Genomic DNA, 15,462 nt, shown 5'->3' on the forward strand with positions numbered 1-15,462 from the left:
AAAAACCGACTACTGGGAAAGTAGCCGGTTTAATTCTGTTCAGGTTGAGGCCCCTTTCAGGGCCTCTGTCAGACTTAGCCCTGTACGGCCTTGGCAACTTCGGCTGCGAAGTCTTCTTTTTCGACCACGATGCCTTCGCCAACTTCCAGACGGACGAAACCGGTGATGGTTGCGCCTGCTTCTTTGGCAGCGGCTTCGACGGTCAGGTCAGGGTTCACAACGAACGACTGGTTCAACAGAGTTGATTCCGCGACGAATTTCTTCATACGGCCAACGATCATTTTTTCGATCACCTGCTCCGGCTTGCCGGATTCGCGGGCGATGTCCATCTGAACCTGCTTTTCTTTTTCGACAACAGCTGGGTCCATGTCCGCTTCGGACAGAGCCGCCGGGTTCACAGCTGCGATGTGCATCGCAATCTGCTTGCCGATCACTTCGTCACCACCGGACAGAGCAACCAGAACACCGATTTTGCCCATGCCGTTGGTGGCCGCGTTGTGAACGTAGGACACAACAGTGTCGCCTGACAGTTTCGCCATGCGGCGAACCGACATGTTTTCACCAATAGTGGCGATCTTGTCGGTCAGGGTGTCAGCAACATTCTTGCCGCCCAGATCGGCCGCCAACAGAGCTTCGACATTGTCGACGCCTTCTGCCGCGTAAGCAATCTTGCCAACCATTTCCTGGAACTCGGCGTTCTTCGCAACGAAATCGGTTTCCGAGTTCACTTCGACAGCAACACCGTTGCCACCGTTGACGTGAACTGCAACCAGACCTTCTGCTGCGGTACGGCCGGATTTCTTGGCCGCTTTGGCCAGACCTTTGGTGCGCAGCCAATCAACGGCTTCGTCCATGTTGCCGCCGGTTTCGGTCAGCGCTTTTTTCGCGTCCATCATGCCTGCGCCGGTCGAGTCGCGCAGTTCTTTAACCATTGCTGCTGTGATTGCCATCTTTTGGCTCTCCTCAATTCAAACGGAATTGGGGCAGGTCTACCCTGCCCCATATGTCATTTACGTGACGGGCAGCTTACGCTTCGGCTTTGGCTTCCGGCGTGGCTTCTTCTGCAACGGGTGCTTCTTCCGCAACGACTTCTTCAACCGGTGCTTCTTCGAATGCGCCCAGGTCAACGCCTGCAGCACCCATCTGAGCGGTCATACCGTCGAGAGCGGCACGAGCAACCAGATCGCAATACAGAGAGATCGCGCGCGCTGCGTCGTCGTTGCCGGGGATGATGTAATCAACACCATCGGGCGAGCAGTTGGTGTCGACAATTGCCACAACCGGGATACCCAGCTTGTTGGCTTCGGCGATGGCCAGTGCTTCTTTTTTGACGTCGATGACGAACAGCAGATCAGGAACGCCACCCATCTCGCGGATACCGCCCAGCGATGCCTGCAGTTTGCCCTGGTCACGTTCCATGCCCAGACGCTCTTTCTTGGTCAGGCCTTCGGCGCCCGTTTCCATGGCTTCGTCGATCTGGTTCAGACGGTTGATCGACTGGGAAACGGTTTTCCAGTTGGTCAGCGTTCCGCCCAGCCAGCGGTGGTTCATGTAGTACTGAGCCGACTTTTCAGCGGCTTCTGCGATCGGCTGAGCAGCCTGACGCTTGGTACCAACGAACAGAACACGGCCACCTTTTGCAACGGTGTCACGAACGGCCTGCAGAGCCTGATCCAACATTGGAACGGTCTGGGTCAGGTCCATGATGTGGATGCCATTGCGCGAGCCGTAGATGAACGGGCCCATGCGGGGATTCCAACGCTGTGTCTGGTGACCAAAGTGAACGCCAGCTTCCAACAGCTGACGCATGGTGAACTCGGGAAGAGCCATGCTATTTTCCTTTTCCGGTTTACGCCTGGGCGGGGGTGAAAGAAGCGGATGCTCCAACCGGCGGGCCAGATAAGGATGTCTCCCTCAAATAGCCCAAACCCCGCCTGCGGGTTTTAATGGCGCGCGTATACGGTAGGAATTCGTCCTGTGCAAGTGGCAAATGGCCTTATTTTTCAAGCCGCGCAATTGCATGCGCGTGGCGCACTGCCTCTTCGCAATGTGCGGCCAACGCCTTGCGGTCGGCAAAATCGCTGACTTTGGCTGGAACGTGGTAAATCAATTCCACCGTACCCTGCCGACGCGCGCCCAAGGTCTTGAGAAGATGCGGGGCAAAATCCATATCGCCCCACCAACCATAGAACCTGTCAGGCTGCCCTTTGGGTGCGTGAAAGACTACGGATACAGGCTGAACATACATAAAGTCCCGCAATTCATCCGAGAAGAACGCGGCGAAAAGGGTTGTTTTAAAAGGTAAAACGCGAAGACCATCGGTCGAGGTGCCCTCGGGGAAAAACAACAGCTTATGCCCGACTTTCAAGCGCTCTTCAAAGATCAGTGTCTGTTCGCGGGCTTTCTTGCGGTCACGCTCGATAAACACCGTGCCCGTGGCGCGGGCCAGCCAGCCGATACCCGGCCATTTGGCCACCTCGGCCTTGGACACGAAGTAAACCCGTTTGCGTGCGTTCAGCGCAAAGATGTCGAGCCATGATGTGTGGTTTGCGACCACCGCGCCGCGTTCGCGCATCAATTCGCCGGAGCTGCGAAAGCCGATGCCAAGAAGCCGGAGCGCATTGCGGCAGACAAACTGCGCAATGAACGGAGTGATCGGACGACGTAAACCGAACAGCGGGCGCTCGATCAGGCGAACGGTCAACAAAACGAGCAGCCCGCCAAACACCAGTAGCGCCAAGGGAAGGCCGCGCAAGATCACCAAAACCCAGCCCAGAATTCCCAATTCAATCGGGTCTGGTGCGTCGTCACTGTCCCAAAGTGGATCGTTCACTGGATCAGGCTCCGCCGTAGATACGCCGCTGGCGCTCGTTCATGCGCGCCGTGTCGAGGATCAGGCAAACATCTGTTGTGTTGAACGCGTGGTCGATAAACGCCCCCTCGCCCACAAAGCCACCCAACCGCAGGTACGCCTTGATCAGCGCGGGAACCTGTACCATCGCCCCACGGCGATCCAGCGCATCCGGCGCGACAAGGTCCATGCTTTGAAACACATCGGGTTGCGCCCAGACCCGCAGGTCCGGCGGGGCCAGATGATTGTGGTGCAACATCGACAAAGGCTGGGCCAATTCCTGTACATTGATGCCGTGGAAGCTGGCGACCCCGAACAGCACCTCAATCTCGCGCTCAGCCACATATCCCGCTAGACCATTCCAAAGATGGTACATCGCCGTTCCGCCCCGATAGTCCGGGTGAAGGCAGGAACGTCCAAGCTCCAACAATTTGCGGCCGCTTTGTTTCAGCACGGTCAGGTCGTATTCATCCTCGGAATAAAACTGCCCTAACTCGATGGCTCGTTCACCCGGTAACAGCCTGTAAACGCCCACAACTTCGCCAGTGGTGTCATCATAGGCCAGCATGTGATCAAAATAAGGATCGAACTGATCTTGCTCTAACCCTGCCTCGTGGTCCACCATCTTGCCGCCGCCGCCCAATTCGCGGACGAATACGTCATATCGCAGCCTTTGGGCTGCGCGCAGTTCGGCCTCGGATTCGGCAAGTTTAACGGTGAAAGAAGGGCCTGCATCCGACATCGGGTATTCCGCTTTTGTTTGCGCGCTGATACCGCAGTTTTTGGTCAAATGGCAACCGGCGCGGCGGTGGCCCATCGTTAACCATTCTTAAACCAGTTTCACGGATCAAAGACGGGCGTCAGGGCGATGCGGGTTCCGTCAATCACCACTTTTCCCTGTTCTTGGAAATTCACGGTGATCTTGCCCCCAATGTTGGACTGCACCTGTCCGACACCCCAGTCGGGGAAATCGGGGTGGCGGACATACATGCCCGGTGCAAGTATGGCATTGAGGTCTGTCATGGTCGGGCTCCGGTCCGGCGGCAGATACAACAGGAGAGGTACGCATGGGCGACACCAACGTCAATCTGGCCGAACTGATCGGGTCGCGAATTTGTCACGATCTGATCAGCCCCATTGGCGCAATAAACAACGGGCTGGAACTGCTTGAGATGGTCGGAACCATGCAGGGCCCCGAGATGGAGCTGATTTCGGGCAGCGTCGGAAGCGCCGGAGCAAAGATCAGGTTCTTTCGCGTCGCTTTTGGGTCGGCCAGCGATCAACCGTTGGGTCGGGCCGAGGTCACAGAGCTTTTGAAAGACGTCGAAAGCGTTGGTCGTGTGCGTGTAAACTGGCACGTGACCGATGCCATGCCCCGCAATCAGGTCAAGCTCGCCTTTCTGGCCCTGATGTGTTGCGAAAGCGCGATGCCGATGGGGGGCGATGTCACTGTGGCAAACAACGGTGGCAGTTGGACAGTGGTCGGTGTCGCGGACAAGCTGAATATTGACGCCGATCTTTGGAAGAACCTGCCCAAAGGCCAATTTGCGAACAAGGTGACGCCAGCGCAGGTGCAATTCGCGCTACTTCCGCAAACGGCCGCGTCCATGGGGCGGCGGGTTGCGGCAGAAACCACCTCAACCCGCGTCGCTATCCGGTTTTAAGACCGGACGGTCCCGTTGCCGCGGACAAGATATTTGAAGCTCGTCAGCTGAGCGGCCCCGACCGGGCCGCGCGCATGCATTTTGCCGGTTGCGATTCCGATCTCGGCCCCCATTCCGAACTCGCCACCATCGGCAAACTGGGTTGAGGCATTGTGCATCAGAATCGCACTGTCCAGCCGTTCAAAGAACCGGGCAGCGGCATCAGCATCCTCGGTCATGATGCAATCGGTGTGGTTCGAGCCGAACTGGCGGATATGCGCGATCGCTGCATCGATATCAGCCACCGGCTTGGCCGCGATGATGCTGTCGAGGAATTCCTTGCCCCAGTCGTCGCCCGTGGCCGCAATGGTGCCGTCCAGGGCCAACGCGCCTTCGGCATGGATTTCGACGCCTGCAGCAAGCAAGGCGGAAATGATATCCCGGCCGAGTGTTTCAGCCACATCCTGATGGATCAGCAAGCACTCGGCAGCACCACAAATCCCAGTGCGCCGGGTTTTGGCGTTCAGCACGACGTCCAGCGTTTTCTGGGGGTCCGCAGCCTTGTCGATATAGATGTGCACGATACCTTCCAAGTGCGCAAAGACGGGCACGCGTGCTTCGCGCTGAACCAACCCCACCAGACCTTTTCCGCCACGCGGAACGATGACGTCCACACAATCGGTCAGGGTCAGCAACTCTTGCACTGCGGCGCGGTCTCTCGTGGGCACAAGTTGAATGGCGTCTTCTGGCAAGTTTGCAGCCTTTAGCCCTTGGACCAGACAGGCGTGAATGGCGGTTGAGGAATGGAAACTTTCCGAGCCGCCACGCAGGATCACCGCGTTCCCCGACTTCAGGCACAATGCGCCTGCATCCGCCGTCACATTCGGACGGCTTTCGTAGATCACTCCAATCACGCCCAGAGGCGTTCGAACACGCTGGATGTTCAGGCCCGAGGCCATGTCCCATTCGGTCAGAACCTCGCCTACGGGGTCTGCCTGATCCGCGACCGTGCGCAGGCCATCAACCATGCCCTGAATGCGCGCATCATCCAGCATCAGCCGGTCCATCATCGCCGGGCTCAGGCCCTTTTCACGCCCAAACTCCAGGTCTTTCTTGTTGGCCTCAATGATATTTGCGCGGTTGGCCCAAACAGCGTCAGCTGCAGCAATTAGGGCGGCATGTTTACGCTCGGCGCTAGCAAAGGCCAAATCGGCCGAGGCCGCTTTGGCGCGTTTTCCAAGATCGGCCATCAGGGCGGGAATGTTGTCGAAATCCTTCATCTCAGGTGCCTTTCGGTCGGTCTTTGCGTTTTAACATCGCGCCGTTACAGCGCCAAATCATCTCGGTGGATCAGGACGGCGCGGCCCGGATAGCCCAACGTCTCTTCGATTTCCGAGGACTTTCGTCCCTTGATCGCATCCGCCTCTTGCGCGGTGTATCGGCTGAGCCCCTGTGCCAGCCGTCGTGCCTGCGGGTCCATAATCGCAACTGGGTCACCGCGCCCAAAGTCGCCTGTGACTTCAACGATTCCAGCGGGCAGCAGGCTTTTACCATTGCCCAATGCTTTGGCCGCGCCTGCGTCCACCACGATTTCACCACGCGGTTTCATGGCCGAAATCCAGCGTTTGCGCGCGGCATGCGGGTCCAGAGTTGCTGTGAACCAGGTGCAATTGGCACCTTCTTCAAGCGATTTCAACGGGTTCAGCGTCGAACCTTCGGTGATCGCCATATCGCAACCGGCAGCAGTTGCCATCTTGGCGGCCAGCAGCTTGGTCTTCATCCCTCCTTTGGACAGGCCGGAACCAGCATCGCCTGCCATCTCTTCGATCTCGGGCGTGATGGTCTCAATCACATCGAAACGCTTGACGTTTTCGTCTTCACTTGGGTTTCCGGTGTAGAATCCGTCGACATCCGACAACAGGATCAATTGATCGGCCCCAACTGTCACCGCGATCTGCGCCGCAAGGCGATCATTGTCGCCATACCGGATCTCATCCGTGGCAACTGTATCGTTTTCGTTGACAATCGGAACCACGCCCAAACTCAGCAGCGTTTCCAGCGTCGCGCGAGAGTTCAGATACCGCCGCCGGTCTTCGCTGTCTTCCAGCGTTACCAGAACTTGCGCGGTTGTGATTTTGTGCGGCGTCAGGGCCTCTTCATAGGCCCGCGCCAGCCGAATTTGGCCAACAGCAGCGGCGGCTTGAGATTGTTCCAACGGCAAGTCCGCCATGGGCAGGCCCAAAACGCCGCGTCCCAACGCAATCGAGCCCGACGAGACCAAAATGACGTCAGTCCCCTGCCCTTTGAGCCAGGCCACGTCTTGGGCCAGCGAGTGCAGCCAATCCGACCTCAGCAACCCGGTATCGCGGTCCACCAGCAAGGCAGAGCCGATTTTGACCACCAATCGGCGTGCTGCGGTCAGGGTTGCCAAGACTTGGTCTCCTCAACGGGTTTTTGTCGCAGACGGTTTTCGTCGATCTGGGCACGCAAGGCGCGCAACACTTCGGTTACGCCCAGATGCGCGACGCCAGACATGGTCATCACAGGGCCACCAACAGCCTCTTCCAGCTCGGCCCGTTGCAGCGCCTGTTCCTCTTCGTCCAGCGCATCGACCTTGTTCAGAACTGTGATCCTGGGCTTTTCAGCCAGTTCACCGCCGTAAGCTTCGAGTTCATGAATGATGGTGCGGTAATCCTCGGCGACGGTTTCCGAGGTGCCATCGACCAGATGCAGCAGAACGGCGCAACGTTCCACGTGGCCAAGGAATCGGTCACCGATCCCGCGTCCCTCATGGGCGCCTTCGATCAGGCCGGGAATATCCGCGACCACGAATTCTACATTGTCGACACCGACCACACCAAGATTGGGATGCAGGGTCGTGAACGGATAGTCAGCAATCTTGGGTCGCGCGTTCGATGTGGCCGCAAGAAAAGTCGATTTACCAGCATTGGGCATGCCAAGCAGACCCACATCCGCAATCAGCTTCAGCCGCAGCCAGATCGTGCGGTCGATCCCTGCCTGACCGGGGTTAGCCCGGCGCGGAGCCTGATTGGTTGCCGATTTGAAGTGCAGGTTGCCAAAGCCACCATTGCCGCCCTTGGCCAGCAGAACACGCTGCCCAACCTCTGTCAGGTCGCAGATGACGGTCTCTTCGTCCTCGTCCAGAATCTCAGTCCCAACAGGCACACGCAGGATGATATCGTCACCATCCTTGCCCGTGCGCTGCTGACCACGACCGGGTTGGCCGTTTTTGGCAAAGAAATGCTGCTGATAGCGGAAGTCGATCAGGGTGTTCAGCCCATCCACAACTTCGGCCCAGACCGAACCGCCTTTACCGCCGTCACCGCCATCGGGACCGCCGTATTCAATGTACTTTTCACGCCGAAAGCTGACGCACCCGCCACCGCCGGCCCCTGACCGGATGTAGACCTTTGCAAGATCGAGAAATTTCATGTGTGTCCCCTACTGCAAAGGCCCCATCGGCCACAAGTCAGAGTTTTTTACTATATGTCCAGGTGGGCACATTCGCATCGCGCGCCACCGAGTAACTTTCGGCATCACCCAGATACTGGAACCCACAATGGGTCAGAACCCGGGCCGAGGCAGGATTGTCCTGAAACACGCTGGCAAACAAATTCGAATTTTCAAGCGGGTTAGCTTTCACCAACACCTCGACGGCCAGTGAGGCTACGCCTGTATTCCAGTAAACAGGCGCCACCCAATAGCCAACTTCGGACTGATTGCGATCCAGCCGTGTAAGCGAAATCAGACCAATCAGTTCCGGCCCACCATCTTTGGTGGCGTCCATCGCCCAGACGTCCTCATCCCGGTCTTCAGCCATCGAACGCGTCACAAACGCCTCGACCGACCCCGGTGGCAGCGGATGCGGGATCGACGTAGTCATACGTGCCACGCGCTCATCGCCTGCATAATGCTCGATGAGACCCATATCCGACCGGCGCAATGGGCGCAGATCGAACCGCTCGGTTTCGAGGACCGGCTGGTTTATTATTGTCTCGAGTTTCATGAGTGCGTTCCTCCTCCGAACAACACAAAAAATACGGACGCAACAGTGAGACTCGCTAACGTCCACATCAGATATTTTTCCACGGGCCGACCTTCAACCACGTGGGCAATTCTATCTCCGGCAAATGTCCAGATCGGGTGTAAAACCATCTGGCAAAGCAATAAACAGAGAGCGATCGTGAACGTCGCGTTAAAGCTGGGCGTGCCAACCGCAACGAACCCGGTAAATCCGGCTATGATCATGGCCCAAGCCTTCGGGTTAAGGGGATGAACGATCAGCCCCGCCCAAAAACCGGGCACGTCTCCCACAGTTTCACTGCGCGAAAGACGCAGATTGGCGATCTTCCAGGCCAACCAGCAGATATACGCCGCCGAGGCGTATTTCAGGACCGTAAAGACAATCGGTGCCTGATCTGCGAGTTGCAACAGACCAAAACCAACGGGCCAGATGATCAGCTGTTTGCCCAGGATCACACCGGCCACAAACGGCAGAGCCGCCCGAAACCCATAGCGTGCACCTGTACCCAGCAGGACCATATTGGCGGGACCGGGCGTTCCGACCTGAGAGGCTGCGAAGATTAGGAAACTGGTGGTTGCAACGGTCATTGCATCGCCTCCCAGCCCGCACGACGCAGCAGAACGTCCTGAATTATCACATCTTCGTTGGTCGACTGCACCGTCGCACGATGCTGGCCATTTGGTTTGAACCCAAGTTTGGACAGAACCGCCTTGGACCGTTCGTTACCGACATGATAACCCGAGGTCAGTTTCTGCTGATCAGCCGCAAAGAACCTCGAAATCATCGCGCGGGAGGCTTCGGTCACATAACCTTGCCCCCAGAACGCTTTGGCAACCCAATACCCCAGCTGTGATCCGGTCGAGATGCAGCCGATAAGGTTCTCTTCCCGAGTAATGGCAAAGGCATCATGCTCGGCAGCCATCTCGTCCACAAATTCGGTCGAATGCGCGTTCTCATAGGGGTGCGGTACAACCGTCAACCAGCGCACCACGTCCAGATCGTTCAGAAGAGTGACAAGACGCGACGAGTCCTCACGCCGAAACCGACGTAAGACAAGACGCTCTGTTTTTATCACTTCGGTCATGGGACCGCTCCTGAAAACGAGAAAGGGGACCGGCACTTTCTGCCGGTCCCCCATGAAATTTTCTTAAACCTTCTGGGTTTCGGCTTACTCTGCGGCCTCCGCCACTGGCAGGACCGAAATAAAGGTGCGGTTTTTCAGTCCCTTGTGGAACTTCACGGCGCCATCCACAGTTGCAAAGATGGTGTGATCTTTGCCCATGCCTACGCCTTCGCCCGGCCAGAACTTGGTGCCGCGCTGACGCACGATGATGTTGCCTGAAATGGCGGCCTGGCCACCATACAGTTTCACGCCAAGGCGGCGACCAGCTGAGTCGCGACCGTTACGGGAGGAACCGCCAGCTTTTTTATGTGCCATTCTGTCTCTCCTTAGCCTTTAGCCAGATCTTTGGCCTGCTCAACCCATTCGGGTTTCACTTTGACCGTTTCGATAGCAGCAATCTGATCGTCCGACAAGGCGGCCAGAGCGGCAAAGCTCTCGATACCGGCTTCGGCCAGCTTCTTGGCAGCGGCGGGGCCGACACCGGTCAACTGGGTCAGATCGTCAGCGGCAGCGGCAGGTGCCTCTGCTTTGGCTTCAGCTTTCTTGGCAGGCTTTTTTGCCACGGGGGCAGCTTCGCCAGCCGGCGCCGAACCGGTTGCAGCCTTGATGCCCGACTTGTCGGCGCCTGACGCCAAAATGTCGGTGATCTTGACCAGAGTCAGTTTCTGACGGTGGCCAACGGTACGCTTCGAGCTGTGCTTACGACGGCGTTTTACGAAGTTGATGACCTTGTCACCTTTGATCTGTTCGATCACTTCGGCCTGAACGCCTGCGCCTGCGACGAACGGTGCACCAACAACCGGAGCGTCGCCGCCCAGCATCAGAACATCGTTGAATTGAACTGTTTCACCTGCGTCGGCAGCCAATTTTTCAACGCGGAGGATATCGCCCGCTTGAACTTTGTACTGCTTGCCGCCAGTCTTGAGGACCGCAAACATGCGTCTTTCCTTTGTCTAATCGCGTTCTATGGTCCCCGACCGGGCGTTTTTGGCTTTCGCCACCTCGAACAGCGCGCCCTTTTCGGGCTGTGTGACGACCCGTGGGACAAGGTCCTAGGGTCAATAATAACGACACCCGGCGCGGAAAACCGGCCGGGATGCGCGCTTATCCATAGATTGATCGGCAAAGTCAACATCAAATACAGGATCAAAGATCCGATGCGCCAAGCGCCCGTGAGACCGCCTGTCCCAGTTGAAAATAGATCTGGTCATACATCTTATCGAAACCATCGAAAAAGGCCTCGTTTACGGCGCGCCCGGTCTCAGTTCGGGAAAAAGCAATGTTCTCCCGCATCTGAGCCTCATCGAGCGGTTGATAGGCTACCAGAAGGAAGGAATACAACCAGATGCGGTTTTCCTCGGCAAGCCTGTCCTTGTCCGACAAGAGCTGCGCCAGAATATCTTCCGAGCTGGTTCCGGCATCCGCGCTGAGGCCGCGAAAAAAGTTATAATCCGAACTAAGCGAGCTTTGTACGTTCTTTTCGATAAGGTCATTGACCTCGATATACTCGCCGACCAGCCGGTAAAGTTGGGTGCCGCCTGCCCCGTTCAGATAGTTTTCACGCGCCATGTCTTTGATAGTTTCATCTGCAAAGGCCTTTCTGGCCGAGTTTTCCAGAGTTATAACGGTTTGCCCGACATCACTTTCAAAGAACAGGATGGCGCGATCCATCTGGCTAGCTGTCAGGCTTGTCTCGAAGGTCCCGGAAATCTGTTCCTGCATCCACTCCGGATCATAAATCTCGTCCACCTGATCATCGAAGAGCGGCCCGCCGTCACCACCCAGAAATGTGTCGTTCAGGCCTTTGGACTGAGCCAACCCTTCGTCGCGCAAGATATCGACGACCTGTTCCAATTGAAGTGCCAGCATGAGGCGTTCAACCCGCTCGGACGCCGCCAGCGGCATGGCTGACAGCAAAACGGCAAAACAAGCAGCGATCAGGCGCATCAAATATCCTGGGCCGGGTGCAGTTCCGCCATCCGCGCGGCCAGGTCTTCAAACTTCATGGCCATGATTTCGTATTGAATGGCATTCAGCAGCTCATAGACTTCTTGCATCAAAGGTTGTTCCAGCGCCTCAGCATAGGCGACGACCTCAGAATCCGAGAAGTCCTGATAGGTATAGGCTGCCCCGGCAAGCGCGGACAGCTGCAAAGCTTGTCGCATGCCGGTCTCATTGCGCTTCATCATCTGACGCAGCTCATCCGCGCCCAGTTGCAAGTCGATCACCCCCGAGGCGCTGGCAGCGAGCAAAAAGCGCACCTGAATTTCCTGCAGCGCACGCAATGCCGTCCCGCTGGAATCAATTGCATTATTCATGCGTTTCAGATTTTCGACCCGTTTCGATCCACCCTTGATCAGGTCCGAGACGATTTTCTGCCCTTCCAGTTGCTTGGCATCGTCATCTTCAACCATGTGCGATGCATTCTCGGACTCGACCAGCCGTTGCCCAAGATCGGATGCATAAAACTCGACCGCATGGGTTAGCGCCTCGTCGCTCAGCGTTTGTTCCAGAATAGACACGGCTGTTTCGCGCATTTCCTTGGTATCAAAGACCTCTTCGGTCAGGCGTGTCCAGTCGGACCCAAACCCATCAGGATCGATCCCCAACATTTGCGGGGCTGAGGCCGAGGCCAGAGCGATGCTTTCAAGTGCAACGTCGAACCCGGTTGTTGTCAAAAAGGCTTCGATCCGATCCCGTCCGGCAGCAAATGCTTGCTGCGACCCGGAAATCACGAACAGAACGGCGGCGAATAGCGGCAGGATAGTTTGGCGTAAAGGATATGTCATACCTATGAGCCTAGGGGAAATACCGCGTCAGGCAACGGAAAATCCCGCCTTTGTCATTTTCAGGAATTTTCTGCTTGCACCCCCGCGCGTTCCTCACTAAATCCCCCCCTCACAGACCCCCGCGGAGAGGTGCCGGAGTGGTCGAACGGGGCGGTCTCGAAAACCGTTGTGGGTGCAAGCCCACCCAGGGTTCGAATCCCTGTCTCTCCGCCACTACCTATCAAAAATAAAAGATATTCCCAGGCTTTCTGCTCCCACGAGGGACGCCGTTAAACCACTTTGCGCTGCCGCAACATGTCATACTATGACAACATTTCGGGTTTCGTTTGCACCAACTATGCCATTTCTTGGGTTCAAATCTTGGCGCGAGAGCATCGGTAGTCGCCATGGGGCACCGCAGACCTCGATGGCCGCGAAGGCAGCGCAGATTCCAAACATCCGCACATGCCGAATGGGTTCTTTCCTTGAAATTTGATGGGATAGCCAACTCCGCGCGCCCACTCTTGAACCCTAACGCGCAAATCGACCGTGCCAGTAATGATGTCGTCGAACCCACTACGGAAGATCTTTGTTGTTATTTGTTCGAGCGAAAGCCCTATGTCCATCTCAAATGTATCCGCCCATACGAACCTTCCGTCTCCAATGTTGCGGTTGAGAAATCCGTCGAAGTCCCGGGCGACACTGGTGTTTGGATCACTTGCAATACTCGATCTAATCATACTGTCAGGTTAAGTAAGGACTTTTGGGAACACCAGCGGTAGAGAACGACTGTACTCTTGTAGACCCTTACCAAAGGCTAAGTACCCTCCGCATCTTGCTGTCGTCATTTGAAACTGCTGGATGCTACGATGGGGCCATCCATCCGGACCGGTTCGCCTGCATTCAAATCACCCTAACGCTCTAACCTGCTTAAGTTCCGCTGAACCCGACCTAACGTGCTACTTTTGTGCCAGACTGTGTTTCAGCATTTCAATTCGTTCAGGGTCCAAAGCACCGAGACGAAGCCATTCATATGACAATGACACATAGAGTGCTCCCATGCGCTGACTGAACCACAGAAAGAAATCTGCATCCGGGAGGTCTCCGTCTGCCACAGCCCTTTGAAACAGCTCTCGTTCGATTTCTGTAATGCGTACAATTTCGGGTGTCTGCCAGCCAATCGCCTCAGTGCCGCCGGGCTGACTGAGGTCCAGTAAGACAAGCCGCGCAATGCCAGGGCGTTGAACCAACAAATCGACCTGACGACCTTGAATGAAGTTCAGCGCTTGCATTGCGCCAAGTGATTCGTCCACGTTGTCGTAACACAGAAGAATTTGGCCTAAGCCTCGGCGCGTCACTGCTTCGAGTATCGCCTGCATACTCGAAAAATGGGCGTAAAGAGAAGGTGGTTTGATCCCCAACTCTTTGGCGATCAAGGCATGCTGCAGTCGCTGGGGGCCCACCTCGGCACTCAGGCGTTCAACAACATCAAGTATATGATCTTTGGAGTTTTTCTTCTGAATCATAATCAACTTTTCGTCTGTTTCTTTTGAATATCCGCTTCAAACGGGTCGCGCCTGTGGGCAGAGCGCTTCGCCACGGTACCTAATTTCGTTAGGATACGTAACCTAATTATGTTAGGCTAATGGTATTAGGGAATAGAGCCACGCGTAAGAAGCCGGGCCAATAGGGAGGGACAGATGTCAAATTCGGATATTCAGCTTGAGGTGTCGCGCCTCGAAAAACTCACCGAAGATTACACCCGCGAACCGGTTCCGGCGGACGTGAATACACGCGGCATCCAGATCGCAGTTATCCAATGTGCAATCGGCATCACGCTTCCGGTGCTGGCCTACAGCTCTTGGCTGGCTCAAGATAATGGACTGGGCAGCGCCAACTTTGCCTTCTGGGTTGGCAGCTGGATTGTCGCGATCATTTCGATCTTTTCGGGAATCGTCGGTGCACGTTCGCGCCTGTCGACCTACATGATCCTGCAATTCTCGTTTGGTCAAACCGGCGCAAAGCTGGTGAACCTGTTGATGGCCCTGATCCTGTTGGGTTGGTACGCGGTGACCTGCGAAGAGTTCGGCGTGGCGATTTCGCAAGCCCTCAAGACAATGCTCAACATCGACTTCAACGTGAAAGTCGCGACCTTTATTGGTTCGGTCCTGATGACGATCACAACGATCTTTGGCTTTCAGATGATCGAGAAATTCTCGCGTTTCTCGGTACCGTTGCTGGCGGCGTTCATGATCTAAGTCGCGTTCCAAGCCACCGGCAATGCCGACAGCGCGCTGGACTGGACCCGCACGGCAACAACCGAGAGTGAGATTTCGCTGATCTCGACTGTGATCGGCCTGTTCGTGATTGCAGCTGTGCTGATGCCGGATTTCACGCGGTATTGCCCTAACGACCGGGAAAGTCTGATTGCATCAGCTGTGGGACTTGGCTTCACTTTCCCTATGGTTGCCCTGATGGCGGCGATCCCTGCGGTTCGCACTGGTGAATCCGACCTGATCCTTATCATGGCTGGAATGGGTGTGGTCTGTGCCGCTTTGTTCGTTCTGGTTTTCGCCACTTGGTCGACGAACATCACCAACCTCTATTCCTCGACCCTGACGCTGCCGACATTCGCAACAAAGACCTCAAGCTGGAAGATCACTGTCTTCGGCGCGATCATCGCAACCATTGCCGCCGTGGGCGGGTTCGCCAGTTATTTCTCGGACTTCCTGCTGTTTATCGGGGTTTGCGTGACACCGCTGGTCGGCGTCTATGCCGTCGACTTCTTCCTGGTCAATGACCGGGACTATGGCCTGAACAAGCTGGAAAGCACTCCGGCTATCGGTTGGCCAGCATTGATCGCGTGGGCCGCAGGCTCGGTACTCGGCTACGTCACGCAAAATGGTTATCTGACGCTGACCGGCCTGTCCGCGATCGATGCGTTGGTCGCCACAGCAGTGCTGTACTTCGTGTTGGCGAAGGCTCTGCGCAAAACAGGTTAACCCTCCCCGACTGCCCGTGCGCGGCTGCTG

General features: G+C 56.4%; 17 protein-coding genes, 1 tRNA gene and 1 pseudogene. 3 read left to right on the forward strand and 16 right to left on the reverse strand.

Going from position 1 to position 15,462, the window contains the following annotated elements; genetic code table 11:
• Positions 1-74: 74 nt before the first annotated feature.
• The 5 genes from tsf to AC2FGC_RS01475 all read right to left on the reverse strand — a co-directional run bounded on the left by tsf (position 75) and on the right by AC2FGC_RS01475 (position 3,874).
• Positions 75-950 carry a translation elongation factor Ts gene (tsf, locus tag AC2FGC_RS01455; protein ID WP_108858613.1) on the reverse strand — a complete coding sequence of 292 codons (876 nt, stop codon included), beginning with the start codon at positions 948-950 and terminating at the stop codon, positions 75-77.
• A 76-nt stretch (positions 951-1,026) separates the two neighbouring features.
• Positions 1,027-1,830 (reverse strand): 30S ribosomal protein S2, encoded by an 804-nt coding sequence (rpsB, locus tag AC2FGC_RS01460; RefSeq protein WP_496721825.1) that lies wholly within the window; start codon positions 1,828-1,830, stop codon positions 1,027-1,029.
• A gap of 166 nt (positions 1,831-1,996) precedes the next feature.
• Positions 1,997-2,833: a lyso-ornithine lipid O-acyltransferase gene (gene olsA, locus AC2FGC_RS01465; protein WP_496776851.1), complete on the reverse strand. Its 837-nt coding sequence runs from the start codon at positions 2,831-2,833 to the stop codon at positions 1,997-1,999.
• A gap of 4 nt (positions 2,834-2,837) precedes the next feature.
• Positions 2,838-3,593: an L-ornithine N(alpha)-acyltransferase gene (gene olsB, locus AC2FGC_RS01470; protein ID WP_496722862.1), complete on the reverse strand. Its 756-nt coding sequence runs from the start codon at positions 3,591-3,593 to the stop codon at positions 2,838-2,840.
• A gap of 98 nt (positions 3,594-3,691) precedes the next feature.
• On the reverse strand, positions 3,692-3,874 hold the full coding sequence (locus AC2FGC_RS01475) for a DUF3553 domain-containing protein (RefSeq protein WP_058271637.1): 183 nt from the start codon (positions 3,872-3,874) through the stop codon (positions 3,692-3,694).
• A 44-nt stretch (positions 3,875-3,918) separates the two neighbouring features.
• Here AC2FGC_RS01475 and AC2FGC_RS01480 point away from each other — a divergent pair, with 44 nt between their 5' ends.
• A complete protein-coding gene (locus tag AC2FGC_RS01480) occupies positions 3,919-4,515 on the forward strand; it encodes a histidine phosphotransferase family protein (RefSeq protein ID WP_496722860.1) in 597 nt (198 codons plus the stop codon).
• Here the strand turns inward: AC2FGC_RS01480 and AC2FGC_RS01485 are convergent.
• The 10 genes from AC2FGC_RS01485 to AC2FGC_RS01530 all read right to left on the reverse strand — a co-directional run bounded on the left by AC2FGC_RS01485 (position 4,512) and on the right by AC2FGC_RS01530 (position 12,451).
• Complete coding sequence (locus tag AC2FGC_RS01485; RefSeq protein WP_496722858.1) at positions 4,512-5,774, reverse strand: glutamate-5-semialdehyde dehydrogenase; 1,263 nt, start codon at positions 5,772-5,774, stop codon at positions 4,512-4,514. The two genes, AC2FGC_RS01480 and AC2FGC_RS01485, sit on opposite strands and share 4 nt — an antisense overlap.
• A gap of 44 nt (positions 5,775-5,818) precedes the next feature.
• Complete coding sequence (gene proB / locus AC2FGC_RS01490) at positions 5,819-6,925, reverse strand: glutamate 5-kinase (RefSeq protein WP_496722855.1); 1,107 nt, start codon at positions 6,923-6,925, stop codon at positions 5,819-5,821.
• Positions 6,913-7,947, reverse strand: a complete 1,035-nt coding sequence (gene obgE / locus AC2FGC_RS01495) for a GTPase ObgE (protein ID WP_496722853.1) — start codon at positions 7,945-7,947, stop codon at positions 6,913-6,915. The genes proB and obgE overlap by 13 nt, the downstream gene beginning before the upstream one ends.
• 37 nt (positions 7,948-7,984) lie before the next feature.
• Complete coding sequence (locus tag AC2FGC_RS01500; protein WP_496722851.1) at positions 7,985-8,521, reverse strand: GNAT family N-acetyltransferase; 537 nt, start codon at positions 8,519-8,521, stop codon at positions 7,985-7,987.
• Positions 8,518-9,126 (reverse strand): LysE family translocator, encoded by a 609-nt coding sequence (locus AC2FGC_RS01505; protein WP_496722849.1) that lies wholly within the window; start codon positions 9,124-9,126, stop codon positions 8,518-8,520. Before AC2FGC_RS01505 ends, AC2FGC_RS01500 begins: the two co-directional genes overlap by 4 nt.
• Entirely contained in the window at positions 9,123-9,623 is a 501-nt protein-coding gene (locus tag AC2FGC_RS01510) for a GNAT family N-acetyltransferase (protein WP_496722846.1), read from the reverse strand. The genes AC2FGC_RS01505 and AC2FGC_RS01510 overlap by 4 nt, the downstream gene beginning before the upstream one ends.
• 84 nt (positions 9,624-9,707) lie before the next feature.
• A complete protein-coding gene (gene rpmA / locus AC2FGC_RS01515) occupies positions 9,708-9,977 on the reverse strand; it encodes a 50S ribosomal protein L27 (protein WP_058271644.1) in 270 nt (89 codons plus the stop codon).
• Between the two features lie 11 nt (positions 9,978-9,988).
• Positions 9,989-10,600: a 50S ribosomal protein L21 gene (locus AC2FGC_RS01520; RefSeq protein WP_282118448.1), complete on the reverse strand. Its 612-nt coding sequence runs from the start codon at positions 10,598-10,600 to the stop codon at positions 9,989-9,991.
• Between the two features lie 208 nt (positions 10,601-10,808).
• Positions 10,809-11,609, reverse strand: coding sequence for a DUF2059 domain-containing protein (locus tag AC2FGC_RS01525; RefSeq protein ID WP_496722845.1), 801 nt, complete (start codon positions 11,607-11,609; stop codon positions 10,809-10,811).
• Positions 11,609-12,451, reverse strand: coding sequence for a DUF2059 domain-containing protein (locus AC2FGC_RS01530; RefSeq protein WP_282168326.1), 843 nt, complete (start codon positions 12,449-12,451; stop codon positions 11,609-11,611). Before AC2FGC_RS01530 ends, AC2FGC_RS01525 begins: the two co-directional genes overlap by 1 nt.
• 123 nt (positions 12,452-12,574) lie before the next feature.
• On the opposite strand from AC2FGC_RS01530, the gene AC2FGC_RS01535 reads away from it, so the two are divergent.
• Positions 12,575-12,664: transfer RNA gene (locus tag AC2FGC_RS01535), tRNA-Ser, on the forward strand.
• A 725-nt stretch (positions 12,665-13,389) separates the two neighbouring features.
• Here the strand turns inward: AC2FGC_RS01535 and AC2FGC_RS01540 are convergent.
• On the reverse strand, positions 13,390-13,956 hold the full coding sequence (locus AC2FGC_RS01540) for a TetR/AcrR family transcriptional regulator (RefSeq protein WP_496722843.1): 567 nt from the start codon (positions 13,954-13,956) through the stop codon (positions 13,390-13,392).
• A gap of 174 nt (positions 13,957-14,130) precedes the next feature.
• Here AC2FGC_RS01540 and AC2FGC_RS01545 point away from each other — a divergent pair.
• A pseudogene (locus tag AC2FGC_RS01545) lies at positions 14,131-15,432 on the forward strand (purine-cytosine permease family protein).
• Positions 15,433-15,462 lie beyond the last annotated feature (30 nt).

It is taken from the genome of Ruegeria sp. CDSC054 (assembly GCF_059610645.1).

What these genes read in the sequence shown, in the direction of transcription:
- olsB (WP_496722862.1), bottom strand. Translation starts at nt 3,593, where the DNA reads ATGTCGGATGCAGGCCCTTCTTTCACCGTTAAACTTGCCGAATCCGAG.
- obgE (WP_496722853.1), bottom strand. Translation starts at nt 7,947, where the DNA reads ATGAAATTTCTCGATCTTGCAAAGGTCTACATCCGGTCAGGGGCCGGC.
- rpmA (WP_058271644.1), bottom strand. Translation starts at nt 9,977, where the DNA reads ATGGCACATAAAAAAGCTGGCGGTTCCTCCCGTAACGGTCGCGACTCA.
- AC2FGC_RS01530 (WP_282168326.1), bottom strand. Translation starts at nt 12,451, where the DNA reads ATGACATATCCTTTACGCCAAACTATCCTGCCGCTATTCGCCGCCGTT.
- AC2FGC_RS01475 (WP_058271637.1), bottom strand. Translation starts at nt 3,874, where the DNA reads ATGACAGACCTCAATGCCATACTTGCACCGGGCATGTATGTCCGCCAC.
- AC2FGC_RS01510 (WP_496722846.1), bottom strand. Translation starts at nt 9,623, where the DNA reads ATGACCGAAGTGATAAAAACAGAGCGTCTTGTCTTACGTCGGTTTCGG.
- AC2FGC_RS01505 (WP_496722849.1), bottom strand. Translation starts at nt 9,126, where the DNA reads ATGACCGTTGCAACCACCAGTTTCCTAATCTTCGCAGCCTCTCAGGTC.
- tsf (WP_108858613.1), bottom strand. Translation starts at nt 950, where the DNA reads ATGGCAATCACAGCAGCAATGGTTAAAGAACTGCGCGACTCGACCGGC.
- AC2FGC_RS01500 (WP_496722851.1), bottom strand. Translation starts at nt 8,521, where the DNA reads ATGAAACTCGAGACAATAATAAACCAGCCGGTCCTCGAAACCGAGCGG.
- AC2FGC_RS01480 (WP_496722860.1), top strand. Translation starts at nt 3,919, where the DNA reads ATGGGCGACACCAACGTCAATCTGGCCGAACTGATCGGGTCGCGAATT.
- AC2FGC_RS01485 (WP_496722858.1), bottom strand. Translation starts at nt 5,774, where the DNA reads ATGAAGGATTTCGACAACATTCCCGCCCTGATGGCCGATCTTGGAAAA.
- AC2FGC_RS01540 (WP_496722843.1), bottom strand. Translation starts at nt 13,956, where the DNA reads ATGATTCAGAAGAAAAACTCCAAAGATCATATACTTGATGTTGTTGAA.
- rpsB (WP_496721825.1), bottom strand. Translation starts at nt 1,830, where the DNA reads ATGGCTCTTCCCGAGTTCACCATGCGTCAGCTGTTGGAAGCTGGCGTT.
- AC2FGC_RS01525 (WP_496722845.1), bottom strand. Translation starts at nt 11,609, where the DNA reads ATGCGCCTGATCGCTGCTTGTTTTGCCGTTTTGCTGTCAGCCATGCCG.
- AC2FGC_RS01520 (WP_282118448.1), bottom strand. Translation starts at nt 10,600, where the DNA reads ATGTTTGCGGTCCTCAAGACTGGCGGCAAGCAGTACAAAGTTCAAGCG.